The organism is Natronorubrum texcoconense (assembly GCF_900100335.1).
In the GTDB taxonomy this organism is placed as follows: domain Archaea; phylum Halobacteriota; class Halobacteria; order Halobacteriales; family Natrialbaceae; genus Natronorubrum; species Natronorubrum texcoconense.
The window spans coordinates 200,605-222,040 of record NZ_FNFE01000006.1 but is presented as its reverse complement, the minus strand read 5'-3'; the positions used below and the strand labels follow the sequence as shown (position 1 = coordinate 222,040).

The 21,436-nt window shown below is 65.1% G+C and carries 19 protein-coding genes; 8 read left to right on the top strand and 11 right to left on the bottom strand.

The genetic code is table 11. The features are described 5' to 3' along the window. Window positions 1–40: 40 nt before the first annotated feature. Complete coding sequence (locus BLT08_RS17690; protein WP_090310603.1) at window positions 41–1,717, bottom strand: aldehyde ferredoxin oxidoreductase C-terminal domain-containing protein; 1,677 nt, start codon at window positions 1,715–1,717, stop codon at window positions 41–43. A 114-nt stretch (window positions 1,718–1,831) separates the two neighbouring features. Between BLT08_RS17690 and BLT08_RS17685 the strand changes: the two genes are divergently transcribed. From BLT08_RS17685 to BLT08_RS17670, 4 genes are all read left to right on the top strand, one after another. Continuing rightward, complete coding sequence (locus tag BLT08_RS17685) at window positions 1,832–2,497, top strand: HAD family hydrolase (protein ID WP_090310601.1); 666 nt, start codon at window positions 1,832–1,834, stop codon at window positions 2,495–2,497. A gap of 239 nt (window positions 2,498–2,736) precedes the next feature. Beyond that, entirely contained in the window at window positions 2,737–3,672 is a 936-nt protein-coding gene (locus tag BLT08_RS17680; protein ID WP_090310600.1) for a DUF7983 family protein, read from the top strand. Between the two features lie 156 nt (window positions 3,673–3,828). Continuing rightward, a complete protein-coding gene (locus tag BLT08_RS17675) occupies window positions 3,829–4,785 on the top strand; it encodes a phosphatase PAP2 family protein (RefSeq protein ID WP_090310598.1) in 957 nt (318 codons plus the stop codon). Between the two features lie 131 nt (window positions 4,786–4,916). Further along, a complete protein-coding gene (locus BLT08_RS17670) occupies window positions 4,917–5,543 on the top strand; it encodes a GNAT family N-acetyltransferase (RefSeq protein ID WP_090310596.1) in 627 nt (208 codons plus the stop codon). Between the two features lie 60 nt (window positions 5,544–5,603). Here BLT08_RS17670 and BLT08_RS17665 read toward each other — a convergent pair whose 3' ends face one another. After that, on the bottom strand, window positions 5,604–5,843 hold the full coding sequence (locus BLT08_RS17665; RefSeq protein WP_090310594.1) for a DUF8142 family protein: 240 nt from the start codon (window positions 5,841–5,843) through the stop codon (window positions 5,604–5,606). A gap of 177 nt (window positions 5,844–6,020) precedes the next feature. Here BLT08_RS17665 and BLT08_RS17660 point away from each other — a divergent pair, with 177 nt between their 5' ends. Continuing rightward, entirely contained in the window at window positions 6,021–7,703 is a 1,683-nt protein-coding gene (locus BLT08_RS17660) for an acyl-CoA mutase large subunit family protein (protein WP_090310592.1), read from the top strand. A gap of 83 nt (window positions 7,704–7,786) precedes the next feature. Here BLT08_RS17660 and BLT08_RS17655 read toward each other — a convergent pair whose 3' ends face one another. Then, window positions 7,787–8,134: a hypothetical protein gene (locus BLT08_RS17655; RefSeq protein WP_090310590.1), complete on the bottom strand. Its 348-nt coding sequence runs from the start codon at window positions 8,132–8,134 to the stop codon at window positions 7,787–7,789. Window positions 8,135–8,360: 226 nt separating this feature from the next. After that, window positions 8,361–9,314, bottom strand: coding sequence for an NAD-dependent epimerase/dehydratase family protein (locus BLT08_RS17650; protein ID WP_090310588.1), 954 nt, complete (start codon window positions 9,312–9,314; stop codon window positions 8,361–8,363). A gap of 261 nt (window positions 9,315–9,575) precedes the next feature. Between BLT08_RS17650 and BLT08_RS17645 the strand changes: the two genes are divergently transcribed. Further along, window positions 9,576–10,556: a DUF1616 domain-containing protein gene (locus BLT08_RS17645; RefSeq protein WP_090310586.1), complete on the top strand. Its 981-nt coding sequence runs from the start codon at window positions 9,576–9,578 to the stop codon at window positions 10,554–10,556. 42 nt (window positions 10,557–10,598) lie between these two features. On the opposite strand, the gene BLT08_RS17640 is transcribed toward BLT08_RS17645, so the two are convergent. Together BLT08_RS17640 and BLT08_RS17635 are read right to left on the bottom strand one after the other, a co-directional pair. Further along, a complete protein-coding gene (locus BLT08_RS17640) occupies window positions 10,599–11,984 on the bottom strand; it encodes a glycosyl hydrolase family 28-related protein (protein ID WP_090310584.1) in 1,386 nt (461 codons plus the stop codon). A 14-nt stretch (window positions 11,985–11,998) separates the two neighbouring features. Further along, on the bottom strand, window positions 11,999–12,217 hold the full coding sequence (locus BLT08_RS17635; RefSeq protein ID WP_090310583.1) for a hypothetical protein: 219 nt from the start codon (window positions 12,215–12,217) through the stop codon (window positions 11,999–12,001). A 177-nt stretch (window positions 12,218–12,394) separates the two neighbouring features. Here BLT08_RS17635 and BLT08_RS17630 point away from each other — a divergent pair, with 177 nt between their 5' ends. After that, complete coding sequence (locus tag BLT08_RS17630; RefSeq protein ID WP_090310580.1) at window positions 12,395–13,828, top strand: oligosaccharide flippase family protein; 1,434 nt, start codon at window positions 12,395–12,397, stop codon at window positions 13,826–13,828. 69 nt (window positions 13,829–13,897) lie between these two features. On the opposite strand, the gene BLT08_RS17625 is transcribed toward BLT08_RS17630, so the two are convergent. From BLT08_RS17625 to BLT08_RS17615, 3 genes are all read right to left on the bottom strand, one after another. Beyond that, entirely contained in the window at window positions 13,898–16,093 is a 2,196-nt protein-coding gene (locus tag BLT08_RS17625) for a DUF2206 domain-containing protein (RefSeq protein ID WP_090310578.1), read from the bottom strand. A 156-nt stretch (window positions 16,094–16,249) separates the two neighbouring features. After that, window positions 16,250–17,098, bottom strand: coding sequence for a glycosyltransferase family 2 protein (locus BLT08_RS17620; protein ID WP_090310576.1), 849 nt, complete (start codon window positions 17,096–17,098; stop codon window positions 16,250–16,252). Between the two features lie 296 nt (window positions 17,099–17,394). Continuing rightward, the gene (locus BLT08_RS17615; protein WP_090310573.1) at window positions 17,395–18,219 is read right to left on the bottom strand and encodes a glycosyltransferase; all 825 of its coding nucleotides are present in this window, start codon (window positions 18,217–18,219) and stop codon (window positions 17,395–17,397) included. 464 nt (window positions 18,220–18,683) lie between these two features. On the opposite strand from BLT08_RS17615, the gene BLT08_RS23140 reads away from it, so the two are divergent. Continuing rightward, window positions 18,684–19,370 carry a polysaccharide deacetylase family protein gene (locus BLT08_RS23140; protein WP_175529370.1) on the top strand — a complete coding sequence of 229 codons (687 nt, stop codon included), beginning with the start codon at window positions 18,684–18,686 and terminating at the stop codon, window positions 19,368–19,370. A 24-nt stretch (window positions 19,371–19,394) separates the two neighbouring features. Here BLT08_RS23140 and BLT08_RS17605 read toward each other — a convergent pair whose 3' ends face one another. Beyond that, the gene (locus BLT08_RS17605; RefSeq protein ID WP_090310566.1) at window positions 19,395–20,897 is read right to left on the bottom strand and encodes a glycosyltransferase family 2 protein; all 1,503 of its coding nucleotides are present in this window, start codon (window positions 20,895–20,897) and stop codon (window positions 19,395–19,397) included. A gap of 218 nt (window positions 20,898–21,115) precedes the next feature. Continuing rightward, window positions 21,116–21,430, bottom strand: a complete 315-nt coding sequence (locus BLT08_RS17600) for a YbjQ family protein (protein WP_090310563.1) — start codon at window positions 21,428–21,430, stop codon at window positions 21,116–21,118. Window positions 21,431–21,436 lie beyond the last annotated feature (6 nt).

Here is a 21,436-nt window from a genome sequence, read left to right as displayed (position 1 = left end):
TAATACTTCGAGAAGTAGCAAGGGAAGAACTGGCCGGTCCCTAATCGTCCGAGAGCGCAGTCCCGGTCACGGACTCGAGTCTCGCGTCGGAGACGATTCCCTCTTCGGACCAACCGCGGGCGTCGTAGTACTCCGGGATCGCGTCCTCGATGTCCGGCAGGTCGTACGGGACGCCGTCGTCGTCGCGGTCGAAGCCGCGCTGATTGTTGAAGTGGCGCTCGAGTTCGACGGTCCGGGCACCGACGAGCATGAGGTCCTCGTAGTCGGTGTCGAACAGGCTCTCGAGGCGTTCTTCGGTGACGTAGTCGTCGCCGAAGGCGCAGACGATTCCGGTGTCGCGGAACGCGTTGTGATTCTCCCGGTCGACGAGCGTCTCGGCTTTGCCGAGGGTGCCTTCGGGATCGAGTTGGCCGGCGTACTCGAGGCTCAGCATGCTCGCGTACATGTGGTCGGCGCCGCGGTTCGCGACGGCGTAGGAGAGCCCCTGTCCGTGGAGGACGCGACCGTCGTGGGCAGCGAACTCCATCCCCTTGACCGTGTAGTTCTCGACACCGAGGTCGTCGTGACAGCGGGCGACGCCCTCCGCGAGCGTGTCGCCGACGCCCTCCCGACGGGCGATCTTTTCGGTAATCTCCTGGGCGAGTTCGGCGTTGCCGAACTCGTCCTCGCTCTCGAGGTAGGCTGCGACCGTCACGCCCGCCGAGATCGTATCCATCCCGAGCGTGTCACACAGTTCGTTGGCCCGCATGACGTCGACGATATCGTCGACGCCGTGCTGGGAGCCGAACGAGTAGACGGTCTCGAACTCCGGCCCTTCGGTTTCGACGCCGCTCGCTTCGTCCCGCGTCGGGAGTTTGCAGGCGTAGGCACAGGCCGAGCAAGCCCCCTTCTTGTACTTTTTCTCCTCGACGGCGTTGCCGCCGATGTCGGCCGCGCCCTCGAACTCGTACTCTCGGAAGTACCGGGTCGGCAGCGAGAAGTTGTCGTTGATGAACTCCGTCCCGCCCGTGGTTCCCTGACGGCGCATCCGGTCGTCCGAGGTGGCCGCTTCCCGGTGGATGTCTGACTTCGGCGGGTTCGGAATCTCGAGCGGCGGCTCCACGTCCCCGTCGAACGTGACGCACTTGACGTTCTTCGAGCCCAGCACGGCCCCGAGACCGCCGCGACCGAAGGCTCGCGAGTCGAACGTCATCACCGACGCGAACCGAACGCGGTTCTCGCCCGCGGGCCCGATCGCGATGCAGTGTTCGGGGCCGAGATCGTGCTGATTCTCGACGTAGTCGGAGGTCTCCGGCACCGTCGCGCCCTCGAGTTCCGGCACTTCCTCGAACTCGACGCCGTCGTCCGTGACGTGGACGGCGAGCAACTCGTCGCTCTGGCCCGCGATCTCGAGGACGCTGTAGCCCGTCGCGACGAAGTTTCGCGAGAGGTAGCCGCCGGCGTTCGTCGAGACCAGGCCGTCGGTCAGCGGCGAGAGCCCGGTCATGTTCATCCGTCCGGTAAAGGACATCTGGGACTGCTGGAGCGGTCCCGTCGAGAGGTACGCCCGGTTCTCGGGTCCGAACGGATCCGCGTCGAACGGAATCCGTTCGTGAGCGAGCGCGGTCGCGGTGGCTCGGCCGCCGATCGTCTTTTCGAGCACCTCGTCTATCGCCGTCTCGTCCGCAGTTCGTTTGCCGACGTCGACAGTGAGCAGTGGCCCTGTGGCGTGAAGCATGTCACGAAGTTGTATTCTGGGGGTCTTCAAGATATGGTACGCCAACACACGCGAGTAGCAGCGAGCGCGTCGCCTCAGTAGAGTTATCGTCCCGGAGCAGATACCCATCCAGCGATGCAGTACGACGCGGTTCTGTTCGACTTCGACGGGGTCGTCGTCGAGACGCCCTCGTCCCGACGGCTGTCCGATGCGCTCGACCGCACGTACGAGCAGTTCGATCGCTCGGGACCGGCAGCGGAGACGCTTCAGGAACTCGTCCGCGGCGACTTCGAGTCGATCGCCGACCGGTGTCGAACCCTCGAGATCGACACCGACGTCTTCTGCACGCGGGCCGCCCGCGAACTGATCCGTACCCAACTCGGCGAAATCGAGCGCGGACTGCGCTCCGTCTACGACGACGTGAGCGTCGTTCGATCGCTCGACCTGCCGTTGGGCATCGTCAGCGACAACCATCCGACCGTGGTCACGACCGTCCTCGACCGGATCCGGCTCCGACCGCTCTTCGAGACCGTCTACGGCTGTGCCCTGACGCCGGACGGCCTTGCCCGTCGGAAGCCCGACCCGGCGAACATCGAAGCCGCCATGGATACCCTCGAGGCCGAGTCTGCGCTCTACGTCGGCGATCGATCGGTCGACGTCCGGGCCGCCGACAACGCGGGTATCGACTCGGTGTTGCTCTCCCGCGAGTCCTCGAACGACGAGTCTGTCGACGACGCCCTCGACGTGGCACCCACGTATCACTGTACGTCGCTCACGCAGGTACCGCCGCTCCTCGAGTGATCCGACTCTCGATCAGCGAGGACGTTTCGACGATGTATAGTAGACACTGAAACGATTTACACACCGATCGCAACGCCGTCCTGCGATCGGGTGTGCATTGACTTTCAGCGTCTACTATAATACGACGGCCACTGGGGACCCCCCTCGCGTGTGTTACGTGCCCCGCACGATCCGGTAGCGGGGACGACCGGGCAGATTCCAGCCGTCGCTTTTTGCGGGAGACGGTGGGAGTGGATCGCATGAACGACGAGAACTGGACCGAACTTCGGTCGCGATGCGAGGACGTCCCGGCCGGCGCGCAACTGCTGACGCCGCTCTCCGAGCGGCCGTTCAGGCTCGAGGCGACCGCGGACGACCGGATCCTCGTCCGTTTTGCGGACAGCACCGAAGAACGACCCCTCTGGCGCGAGCAGTTCGGCGTCTTCGACGAGCAACTCGAGGGCGGTGCGATGGCCATCGACGACCTCCAGCCGGGCGTCGAACCCTACGCCGCGGTGATCACGCTCTCCGAGTCCTACACCGTCGACGATGGGGCGATCACCATCGCCCCCGAGGACGCCACCGGCGGCGAGAGTCCGTTCCTCGTCACCGCGGCCGACGCGCGGACGCCGCCCGAGCGCGTCCACGACGACGCCATCCTGTTGGCCCACCTCGTCGAGCGACTCGAAATTGACGACCTCGAATCCCTCGATTCGTTGGACACCGACTCGCTAACCGACTACTACGTCCTCGCCTCGGACGTCCAGCGCGGCGCCGACGGCGTGCGGTCGGCGGCGCGAGACGAACTGCTCGAGCGCCTCGGACCCGACCAGGAACTCCACGGTCGCTTCGGCACGGTTCGGCGAACGACCCGCGAGCGTCGCCGGCCGAAGGACGACGAGACCGTCCTCGCCGCGCTCGACGAACACGGCATCCCCCGCGAGTGGGTTCTGGGGGTCGATCGGGACAAACTGGACGTCGTCCTCTCCGTCACGGACCTCGCCGACGATGACGTCTACGACACCAGCGAGGACGTCTACGTCCAGAAAATCGGCGTCGACGAGGACGAGAAGTACTCGCGGTTGCAGGGGCTCGCCGACCGTATCGAGGACCTCGAGGACGCCCAGGGGGAGTCGCTACAGGACGAACTCGAGGCGATCGAGGATCGGCTCGAGGAGGCGCTTACGGCGAACTGAGTGTGTGGGTAAGAGACGACCTCGGTTTTCGGAAACGCGTCTCACGTCGGTCGGTTTGCCTCGATCGTCTGGTGCGAGCAGCACCGGTTTTGCGCTTTCGGTAGCGTTCGATCTCGATCGTAAGAAATACCTATTACTCATTTGAAGTTTCCGGCGATGTGGTTTGACCCCGCTGTCGTCGAAGCCGTCCGCGACGCCGTTCCGACGTGGCTCGGCGTCGTCATGGTCGTCCTCTCGTATCTCGGGAGCATCTACCTGATCGCCCCCTCCATGATCGCCGCCTACTGGGCCAATCGCGACCTCGTCGCGCCGTGGCTCGGGGGCGTCATCGGCTGTTACGGCCTGATGTCGATCACGAAATCGTATCACACTGCGAGTCGACCGATCGTCGGCCCGCCGGTCGACGGGAGCGCGTTCCCCGGCTGGTTCGTCCCCTGGTACGAACACGCCGCGCACATCTCCACGACGAGTTTTCCGAGCGGCCACGCGATGGCCGCGACGATCATCGTCGGCATGATCGTGGTCGACCTGCCGGTAGGCACGCTCTGGAAACGAGCCGTGGCCGGCGCAGCCGTGATCGGTTGGGTCGGCTTCACTCGAGTCGGACTCGCCGTCCACTTCCCCGGAGACGTCGTCGGCGGCATCGCTTACGCGCTGGGCTTTCTCGCCGTCTACTACCTGGGCCGTCGGTACGTTCCCCGGCGAACGTCGTACGGCGAGACGACGGCTGCCTTCACTGTCGGCTTCCTCTTCGCACTGGTCGCGGTCATCTACGTCGGGAGCCGAAACTCGCACATCGCCTTCGGCGGAGGGATCGGTGCACTGCTCGCCTGGCAGTTCGCACCAGCGATCGCGGACCGAATGCGAGACACCCTCTGGGAGACGGTGGCCCCCCTCGTCGGCGTCGTCATCGTCGTCGGAACGTGGTTCGTCACCGATCTGGGGATCGGCAACCGCGCGTTCATCGTGGCCTGGTCCGCGCTGTTCCTCGCGGCCGTCATCCTCGTTCCGTGGATCGCGCCGACGGGCGCGTTCTGGACGGCGACGAAACGTCGCAGCCGGCGACTGATCGGCTGGCGGATCGGTCGCGGCGATCACGATTCCCAGCCGTGACGACTCGAGCGCGTCGAACGTGAGTCGCGTCGAACCTCCATTCGAACGGCGACGACATCCCGGCCGAAGAACGGGCCCTCGAGTAGCTTGCCCCGCAAACGCTTTTGGAGATACACCCCCTACTTCGAATCATGTACGTGCGGGACGCGAAAAACAGAGAGGAGGTCTGGTTGCTCGACGCCATCGAAGCGATGGAACTCGACGAGACGGCGTTCCGCTCGCGCGATTACGTCGTCGCCGTCGACGAAACCTCCGGCGAGAAGGCGGGGTTCGGCCGCATTCGCGTACACAAGCGAGACGACGGCGCGTCGACCGATACCGACTCCGGTCGCGCCGGGGGGCGCGCAGACGACGTCTGCGAGCTAACCAGCGTCGGCGTCCTCGAGAGTTGGCGCGGCCAGGGCGTCGGTGCACACGTGGTCGAACGACTCGTCGAGTACGCCGGCGATCAGGGATTCGAGACCGTCTACAGCCTGACCGGCGAAGGGAGCTATCTCGCCCAGTTCGGCTTTCGCCGAATCGAGGAGTCGGCGCTGCCGGGGCCGTTACAGAAGCGACTCGAGGACAAACGCGAGGGAGTCGATCCCGACGCGGTCCCTCTCGAGATCGACGTCGACGAGTTCCAGCTGCCCGAACGGCTCCGAGAGGCGTTCAAGCGGGCGCCGGACGGTCGCGACGAGGCCTCGGACGACGACTCCCCCGAGGACTTCGGGATCGACCCCGAGTCGGCGACGTACAAGTACGATACGGGACGCTAACTCGAGTCGACCGAGGGACGGTCGTCGACGCGCGGGCCGGGCCGGCGCAGTCGACACCGACTACTCGCGACGCGCGTCCGGCTGGTGTGGCTGGCGGTCGAAGCCGTGACGGAACGCGACCCACGCGATGGCTGTGACGGCCAGAATCGGTGGCAGGATGGCGAACGCCCAGAGCGGATCGATCCCCCAGCGGAGCAGGATGGCGAGGTTGAAGAGTCCGATCAGCAGAAACGGGGCGACGTACAGCGCCGCTCGCCGTCGGTCGCGCGTCGCGTCGTCGTTCGGTACCGGCTGCTCCATATCGGCTCCACTACGGCTCGAGTGAAAAGCGGCCGTCCCGACTCGAGTGACTTTCGTATATCTGTACCAGTCCCGACCATCGACCGGTAAGCGACCCACTGGTACCGGTCGAAACTCGGGACGATACTGGCCGCCTTCATCAACCTTCAAGCCCCACCCCAACCTAGATAAACGATAATGTTCGATTCCGACGATCTCGAGGAGATCCGTGCCGGCCGGGAGGAGTGGCACGAGGAGGAAGTCGAGCCGGTGGTCGAACGGTTCGGCGAACGGAAGGAGACGTTCACGACGGATACGGGGGGTCAGGACGTCGATCGACTCTACACGCCCGAGGACGTCGCCGATCTGGACTATCGGGAGGATATCGGCTATCCGGGCGAGCCGCCGTACACGCGCGGGGTCTACTCGACGGGGTACCGCGGCCGGCTGTGGACGATGCGCCAGTACGCGGGGTTTTCGACGCCCGAAGACACCAACGAGCGCTACCACTACCTGATGGATCAGGGCCAGACCGGGCTGTCGATGGCGTTCGACCTGCCGACGCAGATGGGGTACGACTCCGACGCCAGCATGGCCGCCGGCGAGATCGGGAAAGCTGGGGTCGCCATCGACTCGTTGGACGACATGGAGACCGTCTTCGACGGCATTCCGTTGGACGAGGTCTCGACGTCGATGACGATCAACGCGCCCGCATCCGTCCTGCTCGCGATGTACATCGCCGTGGGCGACCAGCAAGGCGTCGACCGCGAGGAGCTTCGGGGGACGATTCAGAACGACATTCTCAAGGAGTACATCGCCCGCAACACCTACATCTACCCTCCCGAGCAGTCGATGCGGATCATCACCGACATCTTCGAGTTCTGCGCCGCGGAGACGCCGAAGTTCAACACCATCTCGATCTCGGGCTACCACATCCGCGAGGCCGGTTCGACGGCCGCCCAGGAGCTCGCCTTCACGCTCGGCGACGGCATCGAGTACGTCGAGACGGCGATCGAGGCCGGACTGGACGTCGACGAGTTCGCCCCGCAGCTCTCCTTTTTCTTCAACGGTCACAACAACATCTTCGAGGAGGTCGCGAAGTTCCGCGCCGCCCGCCGGATGTGGCACGACATCATCGACGAGCGCTTCGACGCGGACGACCCCAAATCCAAGCAACTGAAATTCCACACCCAGACCGCGGGTTCGATGCTCACCGCCCAGCAGATCGAGAACAACGTGGTTCGGGTGGCCTATCAGGCCCTCGCCGCGGTGATGGGGGGAACGCAAAGTCTCCACACCAACGGCAAGGACGAGGCGCTCGCGCTGCCGACCGAGCAGTCGGTCCGCACCGCCTTGCGCACCCAGCAGATCCTCGCCCACGAGTCCGGCGCGGCCGACACCATCGACCCCCTCGCGGGCAGCTACTACGTCGAGTCGCTGACCGACGAGGTCGAGGAAGACGCCTACGAGATCCTCGAGGAGGTCGACGAACGCGGCGGCATGCGCGAAGCGATCGAACAGCAGTGGGTCCAGCGTCAGATCCAGGACACCGCCTTCGACCGCCAGCGGGAGATCGAGGAGAAAGAGCGCATCATCGTCGGCGTCAACGAGTTCGAGGTCGACGAGGATCCCGAGATGGACGTCCAGGAGGTGACACCGGAAGACCAACAGCGCCAGGTCGACAGCCTCGAGTCGGTCCGCGAGGAGCGCGACGACGAAGCCGTCGAGGCGAAACTCGAGGCGCTGCGCGAGGCCGCACGGGGCGAGGAGAACCTGATGCCGTACATCATCGAGGCCGTGAAGGTGTACGCGACGGTCGGCGAGATCTGTAACGTCCTGCGCGACGAGTTCGGCGAGTATCAGCCCGGAAGCGCGGTGTGAGCGAGTCGACTTGCGTACTCGCCGACCGCCGGCGCGGGAGGGGCGATCCGGCCGCGTTCAGTTCACGGCGATTATCGATCCGCTCAGTCGCCATCGCCCCGTTCCCGAACGACCTCCGGAGCGCGATACGAGCGCCGCTCGAGGAGCGACGTCACGACGATAAAGATCACCAGCGCGACACTCGCGAGTCGCACGGAATCGCTCTCGTCGAGGTGATCGAGGGTCCGATGGAACCAGAAGATGTCGGCGACCGGACTGTCGTGAAGCGCCAACAGGGCCGGGTGCGATGCGAGTTTGGCTGCGTCGGGGATCATCGCCCATCCACCGCCGATCAGGACGAGCGTTCGCGGATACGGGACGTCCGGGACGAGAGCGATGAGGAGCGCAGTGAGCGTTCCGCCGACGGCGAAGTGGAGGATTGCCTGAGACATTGGGTGACTCGAGTGCGTGCGAGGCCGGTTCGCCCGACCGCTGATTAAGGATTGTGAGCGTCAGATCGTCGAAACGGCTGTTTTCCGTCGGTAAGTACCCGTTGTTCCCGCTACGGGTGTTCGGGTCACGTCGCTGGTCCGCTTACGGCCGCGCGGATCGCTCGAATCGAGGCGGGGCAGTCGACCGGCGCGTCGAGCCCGAACTGCGGACATCCCGACTCGTCGGTCACCGGAATTCCCCGCGCCGGTTCGACGCCACCACCCATTCGGCGGTCCGCTCGAGTCCCTCGCGGAGCGAGACCTCGGGCGCGTAGTCGAGGTCGGCCCGCGCCGCGTCGATATCGGCCCTGCTGTGGCGGATATCGCCGACTCGCTCGTCGGTGTGCACGATCCCGGCGTCGGAGTCGGTCACGTCGACGATCAGTTCCGCGAGTTCCCGAATCGTCACGGACCGTCCCGTGCCGACGTTGTACGCGCGGCCGACGTGACCCGTCGTGGCAGCCAGGAGGTTCGCTCGCACGACGTCCTCGACGAAGACGAAATCCCGTGTCTGGCTGCCGTCGCCGTGGATCGGAAGCGGCTCTCCGGCCAGCGCCCGGTCGATAAAGGCGGTGACGACGCCGCTGTAGTCGCTGTCGAACTGGCCTGGGCCGTAGACGTTGAAGTACCGAAGCGCCACGGTCTCGAGCCCGTAGAGGTCGTGATACTGGCGGGCGTAGTGGTCGACCGCGAGTTTCTCGAGTCCGTACGGCGAACTCGGAATCGTTCGGTCGGTCTCCGAGACGACCGACCGCTCCGGCTGCCCGTAGATCGCCGCGCTGGAGGCGAGCACGAACCGCGCGTCGAGTTCTCGAGCCCGCTCCAACAGCGCGAGGGTCGCCTCGACGTTGATCGAGTGACTCGCGATCGGATCCTCGACGGAGCGTTCGACGCTGACGAGGGCGGCCTCGTGAAAGATCAGGTCGACGCCCTCGGTCGCTCGAGCGAGCGCGTCGTCGTCTCGCACGTCGCCCTCGATGACCGTCGCGTCGTCGGGGACCCGTTCCCGCCGTCCCGTGGCGAACGAGTCGAGAACCCTGAGGTCGGTATCGTCGGCGAGTGCGGTCGCGAGGTGGCTGCCGATGAATCCGGCGCCGCCCGTGACGAGGACCGTTCGGTCTCGGAATTCCTGCGTCGACATAGCGAACGGACCACGGAGAAGCGTATGTTCCTTTGCCCCGCGAAGGCGGTCCGACCGTCCGCAGAGGGTGTTCGATCGGGCGAGACCGTCCGGCTTCGTCTCCCGGCGACCGCCGGTTGACCGGGTTTCGATCGCGGTTTCGGACCGCTTCGCGGCGAATCGACACGAGGGGGAGTCCGATCGTCGCCGCGTTCTCGAGGCCGTGAGAGTCAGCGTCTCCGTAATCCACTCTTTTAGGGCTGACCGTGGTGGTTACGATCGATGATCGACGACGAGTCGCGGGGATCGCCTCGCGCACGCGGCAGGCGATCCCTCCCGGTCGACCTCGTCGCGGTAGCCACGGCGACGGTTCTCGTCGCCGTCGTGGCTCTCGCCTCGCAGTACTCCGGCGCGGCAATTCTCGGCCCGCTCGCGGTCCCGTCGTTGCTCTTCGCGCCGGGATACGTCGCCGTCTCGGCCCTCTTCCCCGAACGCGACGGGCTTGGGGGACTCGAGCGCCTCGCGCTCTCGGTCGGACTGAGCCTGGCGATCGTGCCGGTGCTCGGCCTCGGGCTCGCCGCGACGCCGTGGGGTGTCCGTCTCGTTCCGCTCGTCCTCGTCGCGGCCGCCGTCACGCTCCTCGCGGCGGCAGTCGCGACCGTCAGGCGACGAACCGTCCCCGAAGACGAGCGGTTTCGCATCCCCGTCCGCAAGTGGATCGGGTCCGGACGACGCGACGCGTTTCGGTCCGGCACGCGAGGGGAGACGGCGCTGACCCTCCTCCTCGTGGTGTCGGCCCTGCTCGTCGTCGGCACCGTCGGTTACGCCGCCGTGACGTCGCCGGAAGACGAGTCGTACTCGGCGATCTACCTCCTGACCGAGGACGAGGACGGCGAACTGGTCGCCGACGAGTACCCGGCCGAGTTCGAACCCGGTGAGGAGCGCGAGGTGATCGTCGGTATCGACAACCACGAGCACCGACCGACGGAGTACACCGTCGTCGTCGCAGAACAGGCGGTCGACGTGAGCGACGGCGAGGTGACCGTCGACGAGCAGCGGGAACTCGAGCGGTTCGACACGCGCCTCGAGCACGGCGAGACGCGGATTCTGTCGAACGAATTCGAGCCGACGATGTCGGGATCGGACGTCCGTATCGTCTGGTTGCTGTACCTCGACGGAGACGTCCCGGACGACCCGTCCGTCGAGAGCGCGGACTACTACGTCTCGCTCTGGGGTGACGCGAGCGACGAAGCGGCGGACTGATGCGGGCAACGAAGCGGCGGACTGACGTGGCCGGCGGCGGCGTCAGTCGTTTGCCGGATCGGCGACGACCTCTCCGTCGTCGACGGTAATTCGGTAGGGCTCGCCGGTCGACCGGTCGCGGACGATCACCCCGTCGCCGTTCGCACCGCCGCAGTAGAGGTCGCCGTTGACGCGGTACTCCGCGAGCTGGGAGTCGTCCTCGAGTTCCAGTCCGTAGTAACTCAACACCCACCGGAGGTCGAGGTCGCCGCCCTCGATCGAGGCGAATCGGGAGTTCTCGACGTGGATTAGGTCCGGATACCGAGTGTGGGTTTCGCCGTTTGTGTTGACTGAGACGACTGGCGCGTTCGCGGGTTCGACGAACGAAACGAAGTTCGACACCGTGACCCGCGCGAACGCGTTGAACGAGAGCATCGGGTGATCGTCGCTCGGGTCGTGAACGTACGGCGCGACGATGTGGGCGTTGTCGACGCCCTCGAGGTAGTAGGCCTCTTCGGCCGGCCACTCGACGCCGCAGTGGTGAATCTCGAGCGCCATGCTCCGTCGGCCCTCCGTTCCGTGTAGAGAGTAGCCGCGTCGGGTTCTGTCGGCCGCGCAGTTGACGAGACCGGTGTAGTCCATGACGTCGATGTCGTAGCCGTGGCCGTCGTTGTCGAGCGAGTAGCAGGTGTGAAACTGCGTCGACGTCCCGTGACCGGTGACGAAGAAGCCGCTCCCACCGTTGTGCTGGGCGCGACAGGTAGCGATCCGCGAGACGATCGGCCGGTGAATCGCGAAGCCGTGGCTCCTCGCGCGGACGCCGTGAACGTTCGTCACGTCGAGCACGACGTTCACGTCGGCGCCCGCCTCGCTGATGCTGAGGGCGTGGTCGGCGACGCCGTTGGCGTCGAGGCTGAGGTCGCGGACGATCAGGTCGTGACCGGGCGTCCACTCGGTCCGCTCCGGCCTATTAAGGACACCCGCGCCGGCCGGCCACGATCCGTTCGGGTCCGCTCGAACGGTGACCGCGCCGCTCCCGCGGAGGTGGCGAGCGCGACCTCCGTCACCGAACTCGATGGGTTCGGAGACGAGATACGCGTCCTCGGGCTCGGGGAAGAAGACGGCGTAGCTTGCGTCGTCGATCGCGTTCTGAATGGCCCGCGTGTCGTCGGTGACGCCGTCTCCGACGGCGCCGTACGCGGTCACGGGGGCCGTCGTCTCCGCGACGTTACCTAAGTGAGTCCACGCCGACCCGGTGCCGACGTACACGTCGCCCGTGTCTCGAGCGATGAACACGGAATCGCCGTGGGGTGTGTATCCGTCGCGGTCGGTCTCGTCGTCGACGATCGGCACCCGCTCCTCGAGCGCCGCGAACTCGTCGTTGTAGTCCCACGTTTCGCCCGGTTCGTAGTCGAGGTCGAATCCGTGGTTGTCGGATGGTGTTGGCATGATCTACTCCGGAGTTATGACCCGTATCGACGGCCGTATTCGACTCCGAACCCGCACTCACTCGCGGGCTCGTCCGTCGCGTCCGTGGAATCTCGAGACGGTGGCCCCCGTCGTCCGTGATCGGGTCGGTGATGAGCGGCCGCCGAACCGGTGACGCCGGCGGCGACGAGCGACGTCGCGGTCGTCGCGGCGAGGATCGCTCGGCGGTGAATCGTTCGGTCGTCTTCGGTCATGGTGGAGAGGGAGCGCCCGATCGACTTAAGCGATCCACTGCACTCGTTCAGCGACGAGGCGGATAGAGGTATTAAGTCGATGAGCATGGTGAGACGCAATCGAGTGTCCACTACGCATCCGTCACCCGCAACGAGCCGTCGTCGAGCGCCTTCGTCACCGGTCACGGCTCCGGACCGATGAGAGAGTTCGGGTTCGTCAAATCGTCTCTCGGCGTGTTCTTCCTTCAGGTCGGAATCGCCGGACTCGAGTTCGCCGGCGTCCTCTACGTCGCTCGAGCGACCGACGCTGCGACGTTCGGGACCTACGCGCTGTTCGCCGCGACGGTGTTCTTCGCCGCCTTGCTGACCGACATGGGGTTCTCCGAGGCGACGCGAAAGCGGATCAGCGAGCGGTCTGCGGGCGGCGCCGGCACCCGCGATCGGTACTTTACGGCCTCGCTGTCGATTCGGCTCGGACTCTTCGTCGGCGTGCTCGCCGCGCTGTTCGCGTTTCGCGGTCCGGTCGCGACGTACATCGGGAGCGACGCCGTGTTCCCCTTCCTGGTGGCCGGGATCTTTCTGCACGTCGTCGTCGACACCCTCTCGTCGGTGCTGGCCGGGAAGAAACTCGTCGGCCGGTCAGTACTACTGCTGTTCACGGAGACGCTCGGTCGGGTCTCCCTGTGGTTCGTCCTGGTCGCTCTCGGGTACGGGCTGACCGGAATCTTAGTCGGCTTCATCGCCGGACAGGTGCTCGCGATCGTTCTGGCGCTGTACCTGCTCCCCGTCACGCCCGGCGCGCCCGCGAGAGGTCACTATGCGAGCCTCTACCGATTCGCGCGGTTCAGTTGGCTGGCATCCATCAAAGACACCTCCTGGGTGTGGACGGACACGCTCGTACTCGGGTTCTTCGTCGCATCCGCGCTGATCGGCATCTACGAGGTGAGCTGGCAGGTCTCCGGGATCTTCTTCTTCGTCGGTCTGGCGGTGAGTTCGACGCTGCTGCCGAACGTGAGCGAACTCTGGACCAACGGCGAGCGCGCCCGCGTCGAACGGCTCGTGGAATCGTCGCTGGTCTACGCGGGGATCATCGCGATCCCCGGCTTCGTCGGAGCGATCTTCGTCGGCGAAGAGCTCCTCTCGTACTTCGGCGAGGAGTTCACCGCCGGCTACGCCGTGTTGCTCGTGCTGATCTTCGCGCGCGTGATCCACAGCTACGAGATCATCCTCGAGAAGCTCGTTCACGCCCTCGATCGACCGGTGTTGATGTTCAAAGCCAACGTCGTGTTCATCGCGCTGGCGGTCGTGCTCAACGTGGCGTTGATCGCCTCGTTCGGCTGGCAGGGAGCGGCCGTCGCGACCTCGCTGGCGATGCTGACCAAGACCGCGCTCGTGTACGTCTACTCCTCGCGGCTGCTCGAGATCACCGTCCCGACGCGCGAGATCGGCATGCAGGTCGTCTCTGCGGGAATCATGGGACTCGCGCTGCTGTTTTCTCCGTTCAACGTCGACACACTCGTCGGTCTCGTGCTGGCGGTCGGGCTCGGAACCGTCGTCTACGTCGTCTCGCTACTGGCGCTGACGGAGCGCATCCGTCGGGACGTCATCGACGTCCTCTCGCCGTCCGACTGAGTCGCGACGCCGTGGTTTCGATCGGACGTCGCGCCGCGGATCGCGAATCATCTCTCGAAATCCGTCCTCTCAGCAGCCGTAAATCGTCGCGGAGCCGCTATCGTACACCCGGTTCGAGTCGACCACGACCGCCTCGTAAAAGGTCGTCTCCGCGAACTCGGTGTGCTCGAGCGTCTCGGTCTCGGTGTCGAAGTACGGCATCCGCCCGTCGTCGCTCATCTCGTTCCCGAGGTAGATGCACGTCCCCGGCGGAACCGAATCGGTGTCCCGTTCGAACCACACGAACTCCTCTTGCTCGTAGTAGCCGGAGAGTATCATGAAGTCCTTGTTGTGCCACCAGTGGTTCGGCGGGCCGGGAAGGGTCGCGATCTCGTCTGACTGGGAATGTGTGCTTACCCACTCCGCGGCGGCCAGTTCGGACGGATAGGCGACGTTCCACTCCTCCCAGTTATCGTCGTCCAAGTAGATCGCGTACGGCGGGGTTTCGTCGCCGGCGAGCGCGAACCCCGCGCCCGTGCTGAACAGCAGGTAGACGACGATGAAGACGCACGCCGCCTTGCGCGCGTTGCTCGCCGTCGCGATCCGCCTCGTGGACTCGAGCACGCTCGCGGTGGCGGTCGCCAGCGCGACGGCGCCGACGATCAGGTACGGAGCGAGAACGAACAGTGCCAACTGCAGGATGCGGTCGAATCCGATATCGAACGGGAGGACGATCGTGACGGCGATCAGCGCGTAACACCCCGCCGCGAAAACGTGGTAGGGGTGGATCACTCTCTCGACGAGAACCCGCCGCGCCGTCGCGAGGAGGCCCACGGAGACGAGCCCGAGGAGGACGACGTTCAACAGCCGGTACCACTCCCAGAGCGCGCCGCCCGGGAGGTCCCGCGTCGCGTAGTCCACACCGCTTCGGCTCTCGGGCGTCGCCATGAACGCCTCGACGTTCGTGAGCGTCTCGGCGGAGACGGCGAGGATCAACTCGAGGTTCGTTCCCTCGCTGACGGTGCCGTACCAGAGCACGTTGAAGAGGACGAAGTACACCCACAGCCCGACGCCGACGAAGATAGCGGTCCGCTCGACGTGTATTGCGTCAGATCTGTACCGCGAGACGACGTCGACGAACGCCACCGGCGCGAAGAGGCCGATCAGGATGAAACTCGTCGCGTAGTGCGACGTGACGATTCCGCCGAGAAACGCGACGGAGAGGACGAGCTTGACGCGCTGGGAGAGACGCGGGTCGGTTGCCGCGACGAGGAGAAAGCCGAGAAACAGGATGGCCATGTGCTGTTTGTCCGGCATGTCCTTGAAGAAACTGTAGTAGGCGACGAATACGAACGCGGCCAGGAAGCCGACGTCGCGACGGTCGAACACGTGAATCGTCGCGTGATACACACACAGCGGGGCCAGCGAGAAGAAAAACGGCACGACCGCTTTGAAAATCCACGCGACCTCGACGTTCGCGAGAATCGCGTACATCGCCGGGAGAACCGCGATCGACAGCAGAGAGTTCCCGATCGAGGTTACCTGCGGGTACCAGCGGGCCTGCTCCTGAACGGCGTTCGCGGTGTAGTACTCGTAGTGGATGTCGAACCCGACGACGTGCGTCGAGACCATCGTGAACTGAAAGAGGATCGCGAGCGACACCGTCCAGATCGCGAGCGGATACGCCGACGCGGGAAGATCGCTGACGTACGCGACCAACGGGACGAGACAGAGCACTACCAGAACGACGAGATTGATGCGGTACTCCCCGGTCGCGGACCCGTAGTGCGAGGCGACCGCGCTCAGTACCGGCAGCGTCAGCAGCGGGACGGCGTATCGAACCGTTCGCCAGGTCACGACGCCGTCCACTCGCGGGACGGACGGCACGGCGTCCCGCCGCAGCGCGGCGAGCACGTAGAGAGCGCTGACCGAGACGACGATCGTCAGGGCGAGCGTGAGCGGCGCCATCGGCCGAGCGATCCCGAACAGCGGATACGCGACGTTGACGATCGCACCGAGGGCCATCGAGAAGACGAGACTCGAGCCGACCGTGAGCACGAGCAGCGACGAGACGGACCGGACGTCGACGTTCAGCAGGCGAACGAGGACGAATCCGGGAACGAACGTGAGGTAGAGGAAAACGAACGCCGCGCGAACGATCGGGAGATCGAAGCCGAGCGCGGCCATCCCGATCCAGCCGAGGAACGCGACCTGGAGGCAACAAAAGAGGAGCGCCCCGGCGTACTCGCGGGGTGTCCCTCGGCGATCAGCGTGAGTTTCGTGCATTCGTCTGTCTCGTTACGCGACCGATCGGATCCTGCAGTCGAAGCTCCGGTCCGACCGCGGTCGGAGCACGACGCGATCTCGTTTCGCCGCTCCCGGTCGACCGGTGTGGCGTCCGTACGCACAACGGCGACGGCTCGGACGGCACCGTTCCGGGGCTCATCGGCCACATTCTTCCTCGAGCCAGATCTCCTTCCAGTCTTCCGGCCGTCGGTTTCGGAGCCGTTCGATGTCCCGGATCTTCGCGTACGTCGTCACGTAGTGATTGACGTCCGTAAACGCCATGTAGAAGCCGCGATAGCCGTCCAGTACGGCCCGCCCGACGACGAGTCGGTAGAGCGCCGCGCCGATTCCCTTCGCCAGGAGCACGGCGGCGCCGTCGCGCTTGTCCAGTTCCACGATCTGGAGGGCCTCAAGCGCGCTGTACTGCATCATCTTGGTCTCACGCTCGGAGACCCGATCGACCGTGTAGTTGTTGAGCGCGTGCTCGAGGTCTCTCGTCCGTTCGGCGTACTCGTCTCTGATCGCCGGGCGCTCCCACAGGTGTTCCTGCTGGTAGTACAACGCCTCTTTGCGCGCTAACACCGGCTGCTTGACGTGATACTGGTGGGACCAGGCGCCCAGGATGTGCTCGCGTTTTCGGATGTAGAAGCCGACGATCCCGGTCGAGCCGAACACGTCGAAAATCTCCCGCCGGAGAGCCGGTGGCACCTCTTCGTCCGAGTCGAGGATGAGCACCCAGTCGTTCGTCGCGTGAGCGATCGACTTCGTCTTGATGTCCCCGAACCCCTTGAACTCGTGCTGGTAGACGCTCGCGCCGTACTCCTCGCAGATTTCGATCGTTCCGTCCCGACTGTCGCTGTCCACGACGACGATCTCGTCCGTCCAGTCGTGGACGCTCTCGAGACATCGTCTGATGATATCGGCGTTGTCCTTCGTCGTGATACAAACGGATATCGGGAGGGTTTCGCGCTCGTCCATCCGTTCGTCGGTCGTCGCGGATCTCATGGCAGGACCCGCCGTCGACGGAGACGAATCGGCGTTCGTGCGGCGCACACGTCACGGCAATGATCCCAATGATCCGACGTCTGCTCGCGACGCCCGGAACGGAATAAATACACGGTGTCTGTCATTTTCGTTCGCTACTGCAGCTACCAGCGTTCGAGGTAAAACAGTATGGGGGAGCGGAAGCCGGTAAGACGCCGTTAGCGAACGGTTCACGTCCGTAGGCCGAAATTATCTCGAGCACGACGCTTCGTTTCGAACGGCGCTCTCGACCGCGTACTCCGAACCCGATCGACGCGTTACGGAGGCGTCCTCGTGTAGCGCGCGATCAGTCGGCCGCGGATTCGCCTGGGAAGCAGCCGAAGGGGAACTCGGGTAAGCAGGTTGTACAGGAGGATCGGCGCGTCGACGAACCCGGCTCGGTAGAACGTCCACTGGAGTCGGGCTTCGGCCCTCGCGACGGCGATTCCGCCGCGCTGGGTGTAGTGACGGTCGATTCGCGCCTTCGCGAGCACGGCCGGTACGTTGGCGAACGTCGAGCCGTTCGACAGCATTCGCACCCACAGGTCGTAGTCCTCCATGCCGAGGAAGTCCCGATAGTTACCGGCCTCGAGGATCGCCCCGCGACGGGCCATTACGGTGATGTGATTCATCGGGTTCCGAAACCGGGCTCGAGCGGCGATCGACGCGTGGTTCGTGGGGACGATCCGACGCGCGTAGAGATCGGCCGGATCGTCGTCGAACTCGGCGATGTACCCGCCGACGGCGTCGACGTCCGGACGACGGTCGAAGACGGCCAGTTGGCGCTCGAACCGGTTGGGGACGCTGATATCGTCGGCATCCATTCTGGCGACGAGTTCGTGTTCGCACCGCTGTACGCCAGCCCGAAGCGCGTTCCCGATACCGACGTTTTCGCGCAATCGGTAGCGCGAGATCAGCTCCCCGTACTCCCGCTGGAAGGCGTCGAGAACGGCGTCCAACGCTCGAGTGAGCGGCCCGTCCTCGACGATCACGATCTCGTCCGGACGAACCGACTGGTCGATGACGCTCCGAACGGCGACCGCTAGCTGCGACGGATCGTCGCCGTGGTACACCGGCATCAGTACCGAAAACGCGGGGCTCATGTTGTGAGATGGAAGGACCGATGGTCGGCGAATCGGCTCTCGTGGCCGCGAGTACGCCGTCGCCGGGTTTAGAGTGGGGGTACCGTTACCGCGTTAGTCCTCGCTTGTCACGAGGGAATTTCGGCGATACGGAAGCGGAAACGGCTGGGGCGGCCGGTGGAACTCTCGAGTGCGAAGCCGGGACGACTCGAGGGGCGAAACGATGCGCTCCATATTTGGATCGCGGCGGCGTTCGTACGGACACGCCGAATCTCTCGAACGCGCGGTTCCCCGATACCGCACCCCTCGAGTGCGAGCCGATCGAAATGGGACAAAATATCAATCTACGTGGCCACGAGAATCCGGACGCCCCGGAGCTGAGCCACAGGGTTCTGAAGAGCACGTGGATACGATTAGCCCGTCTCGATTACTACGCGAACGTCTCGTCGTGGGCGCCGGTTCCGGACTCCGGGAACCGAATTCTCATGTACCACTCCGTCGGAGGCGGGTTTTACGACGACATCTCTCCGGACCGGTTCCGGAGACAACTCGAACAGCTCACCCGGAAGTACGCCGTCGTCGACCTTCCCGACGTGACGGCGGAGACGGACGAAACCCGCGTCGCGCTGACGTTCGACGACGGAACCGTCGATTTCTACGAGAACGTGGTACCGATACTCCGCGAGTACGACGTCCCGGCGACGGTCTTCGTCATCACCGACAGCATCGGAGACGGAACGTTCCGGCAGAACGAGTTGTTCGACTACGAGTACATGACTGAGAACCAGCTCGTCGAACTCGCCGACGACGAGTTGGTCACCATCGGGAACCACTCGAAGTCCCACCGAAAACTCGACGCGGTGCCCGACGACGAGTTAGCAGAAGAGATCGCGGGATCGAAGGACGAACTCGAGGAGTTGCTGGGGATCGACGTGACGCGATTCTGTTACCCCGAAGGCGAGTACTCGCAGACGGCTGTAGACCTCGTTCGCGACACACACCGGTTCGCGGTGGCCGGACTGAACGAGATTCGAGTTGGCTCGGAATCGGATCCGTACCTTCTGGCGCGGATAAACGGGGCCGGTGAGCCGAAACAGCTCCGGTGGGAGTTCACCGATCTCGGCGCCTTCCTCGCGAAGACGGCGTTCAGATATCAGAACGGGTATCCCTGAGCGTCGGCCGTCGCAACCGTCCCCTCACGGTCGACGAACGACCGTGAGGTTCCCACTGTCGGGGACGGTCTCAGACGGTGGCTCGCGGTACTGGAGTGACGTCGAACGGTCCCGGTCCGGAGTCGTTCGGAAGGACGGATGCGTGTTGATCGTGTGAAGGAACATCGCGAGCAGGACCATCGTCGTCCCGACGAGCGCGAACGCGGCGGCCGCGGACACCGAGACCACCGACACCGGGGTGACGAACAGCTGTCCGATCGACCAGACGCCGAACGACACGGCGAGGACGGTGAGGAACAGTCCCGGAAGCCCGAGCGCGAGCAGGGGGTGACGTCGCTCGAAGAATCCCAGGATGTTCCGCACGAGACCGACCCCGTGAGAGAGCGCGCCCTGTGAACTGCCTTGCTCAACGTCGTAGCTGATCGTGGTTCCAACCTCTTCGAAGTCGAACCCCTCCCGGTGTGCGTGGTAGATGATATCCGTGCTCGCGCCCATTCCGCTCCCGAGGTCGGCGGTCGTCGCGAGGGATTCGACGGCGTCCCGCGTGTACGATCGGAGACCGCTCTGTGTGTCTCGCACCCACGTGTGCGGTCGGAACCGTCCCAGACTCGCGTTCGTGAGGAGGTTGACGGCGCCGAGTCCGAGCGACCGAACGCGGGGCATCCGCGTGGTCGAGTCGTCCGCGAATCGACTGCCGATGACGATCTCGGCGCCGCTCGATTCCTGCGCCGCGACGAGCGTCGTGATGGACGCGGGATCGTGCTGCCCGTCGGCATCGAGGGTCACAAGGTGGTCGGCGTCGAGCGTTCGTCCCACGTCGAAGATGGTCTGGAGCGCCCCGCCGTAGCCGCGGTTGCGCTCGTGGCGGACGACGAGTGCGCCGGCGCGTTCTGCGCGTTCGGCCGTCGCGTCGGCGCTCCCGTCGTCGACGACGAGGATCGTCTCCGCGTGATCGGCGGCTTCCCTGACGACCTGATCGATCGTTTCGGCCGCGTTGTACGCGGGAATCGCCGCGACGACGTGGGACTGGCGTTCGAACACGGAACGATCCTCCGGCACCGCGTAGACCTCGAACCGGTCCTCCTCGAACGACGCCAGGGTTCGCTCGTAGTCGATTCGCGGACAGCCCTCCAGCTGGAAGATGATTCCGTCGTGGCCGCCGATTCGTCCCGCCGCGAAGAGGGCTGATTCGAGTTCGAGTCGGCTCGCGGCCGGGCCGCGCGGTTCGACGACCGTGGCGCCGAGACCGACGGCGAGGCGACCGATTTCGGCGTCTGTATCGACTGCGGTGAGGTAGACTGCGAGCCGGCGGTCGGTCGCACGAAGGATCGTTCGGTAGATCGACTCGGCCTCCTCGCCCCGGGCGATGATACCGATCGCGGGACGATGCGGACCGAGCGGAGACGGCGAGCCGTCGACCTCCGTATCGGTCTCCGTGAAGCGGTAGTCGAGTCCGTCGCTCTCGTTCGGACCCGAACGGAGACGATCGTCGGGTATACCGGAACGGCGGTGATATGTGGCGCTCATACCCGTTTAGAGCACCGACGACCTCCAGTACTGATGGCGAGTTGAGAGTTACGCGGGACGGTAACCTCGAGGAAACCGGCGCTGAAACCGCCGGGTGCAGGAACTACCGCAGCTGTTCAGATCCGACGTCTCGGGGTAACACGTACTCGTCGCAACAGAGAACAGGCCGTGCCGAAAGGAGCAGTCGGAACGGTTCGCGGCGTACGATTCGCGATTCGTTACTCGAGTCGAACGGCCGTTCCGTAGGCCATCACTTCGGAGCCGCCGTCGGTGATCTGGGAGGTCTCGAGGCGGACGTTGACGACGGCGTCAGCACCCATCCGCTCGGCGTCGGCCTCCATGCGGGAGATGGCCTCGTCTCGAGCCTTCGAGAGGAGTTCCGAGTAGGCCTTGAGCTCCCCGCCGAAGACGTTGCGGATCCCTTGCGTGATGTCGCGGCCGGCGTTTCTGGCCTCGACGGTGTTGCCGCGGGCGATTCCGATGACTTCGACGACCTCGCCGTTCGGGACGGTCTCCGTGTTTGCGATCTGCATGGCCTC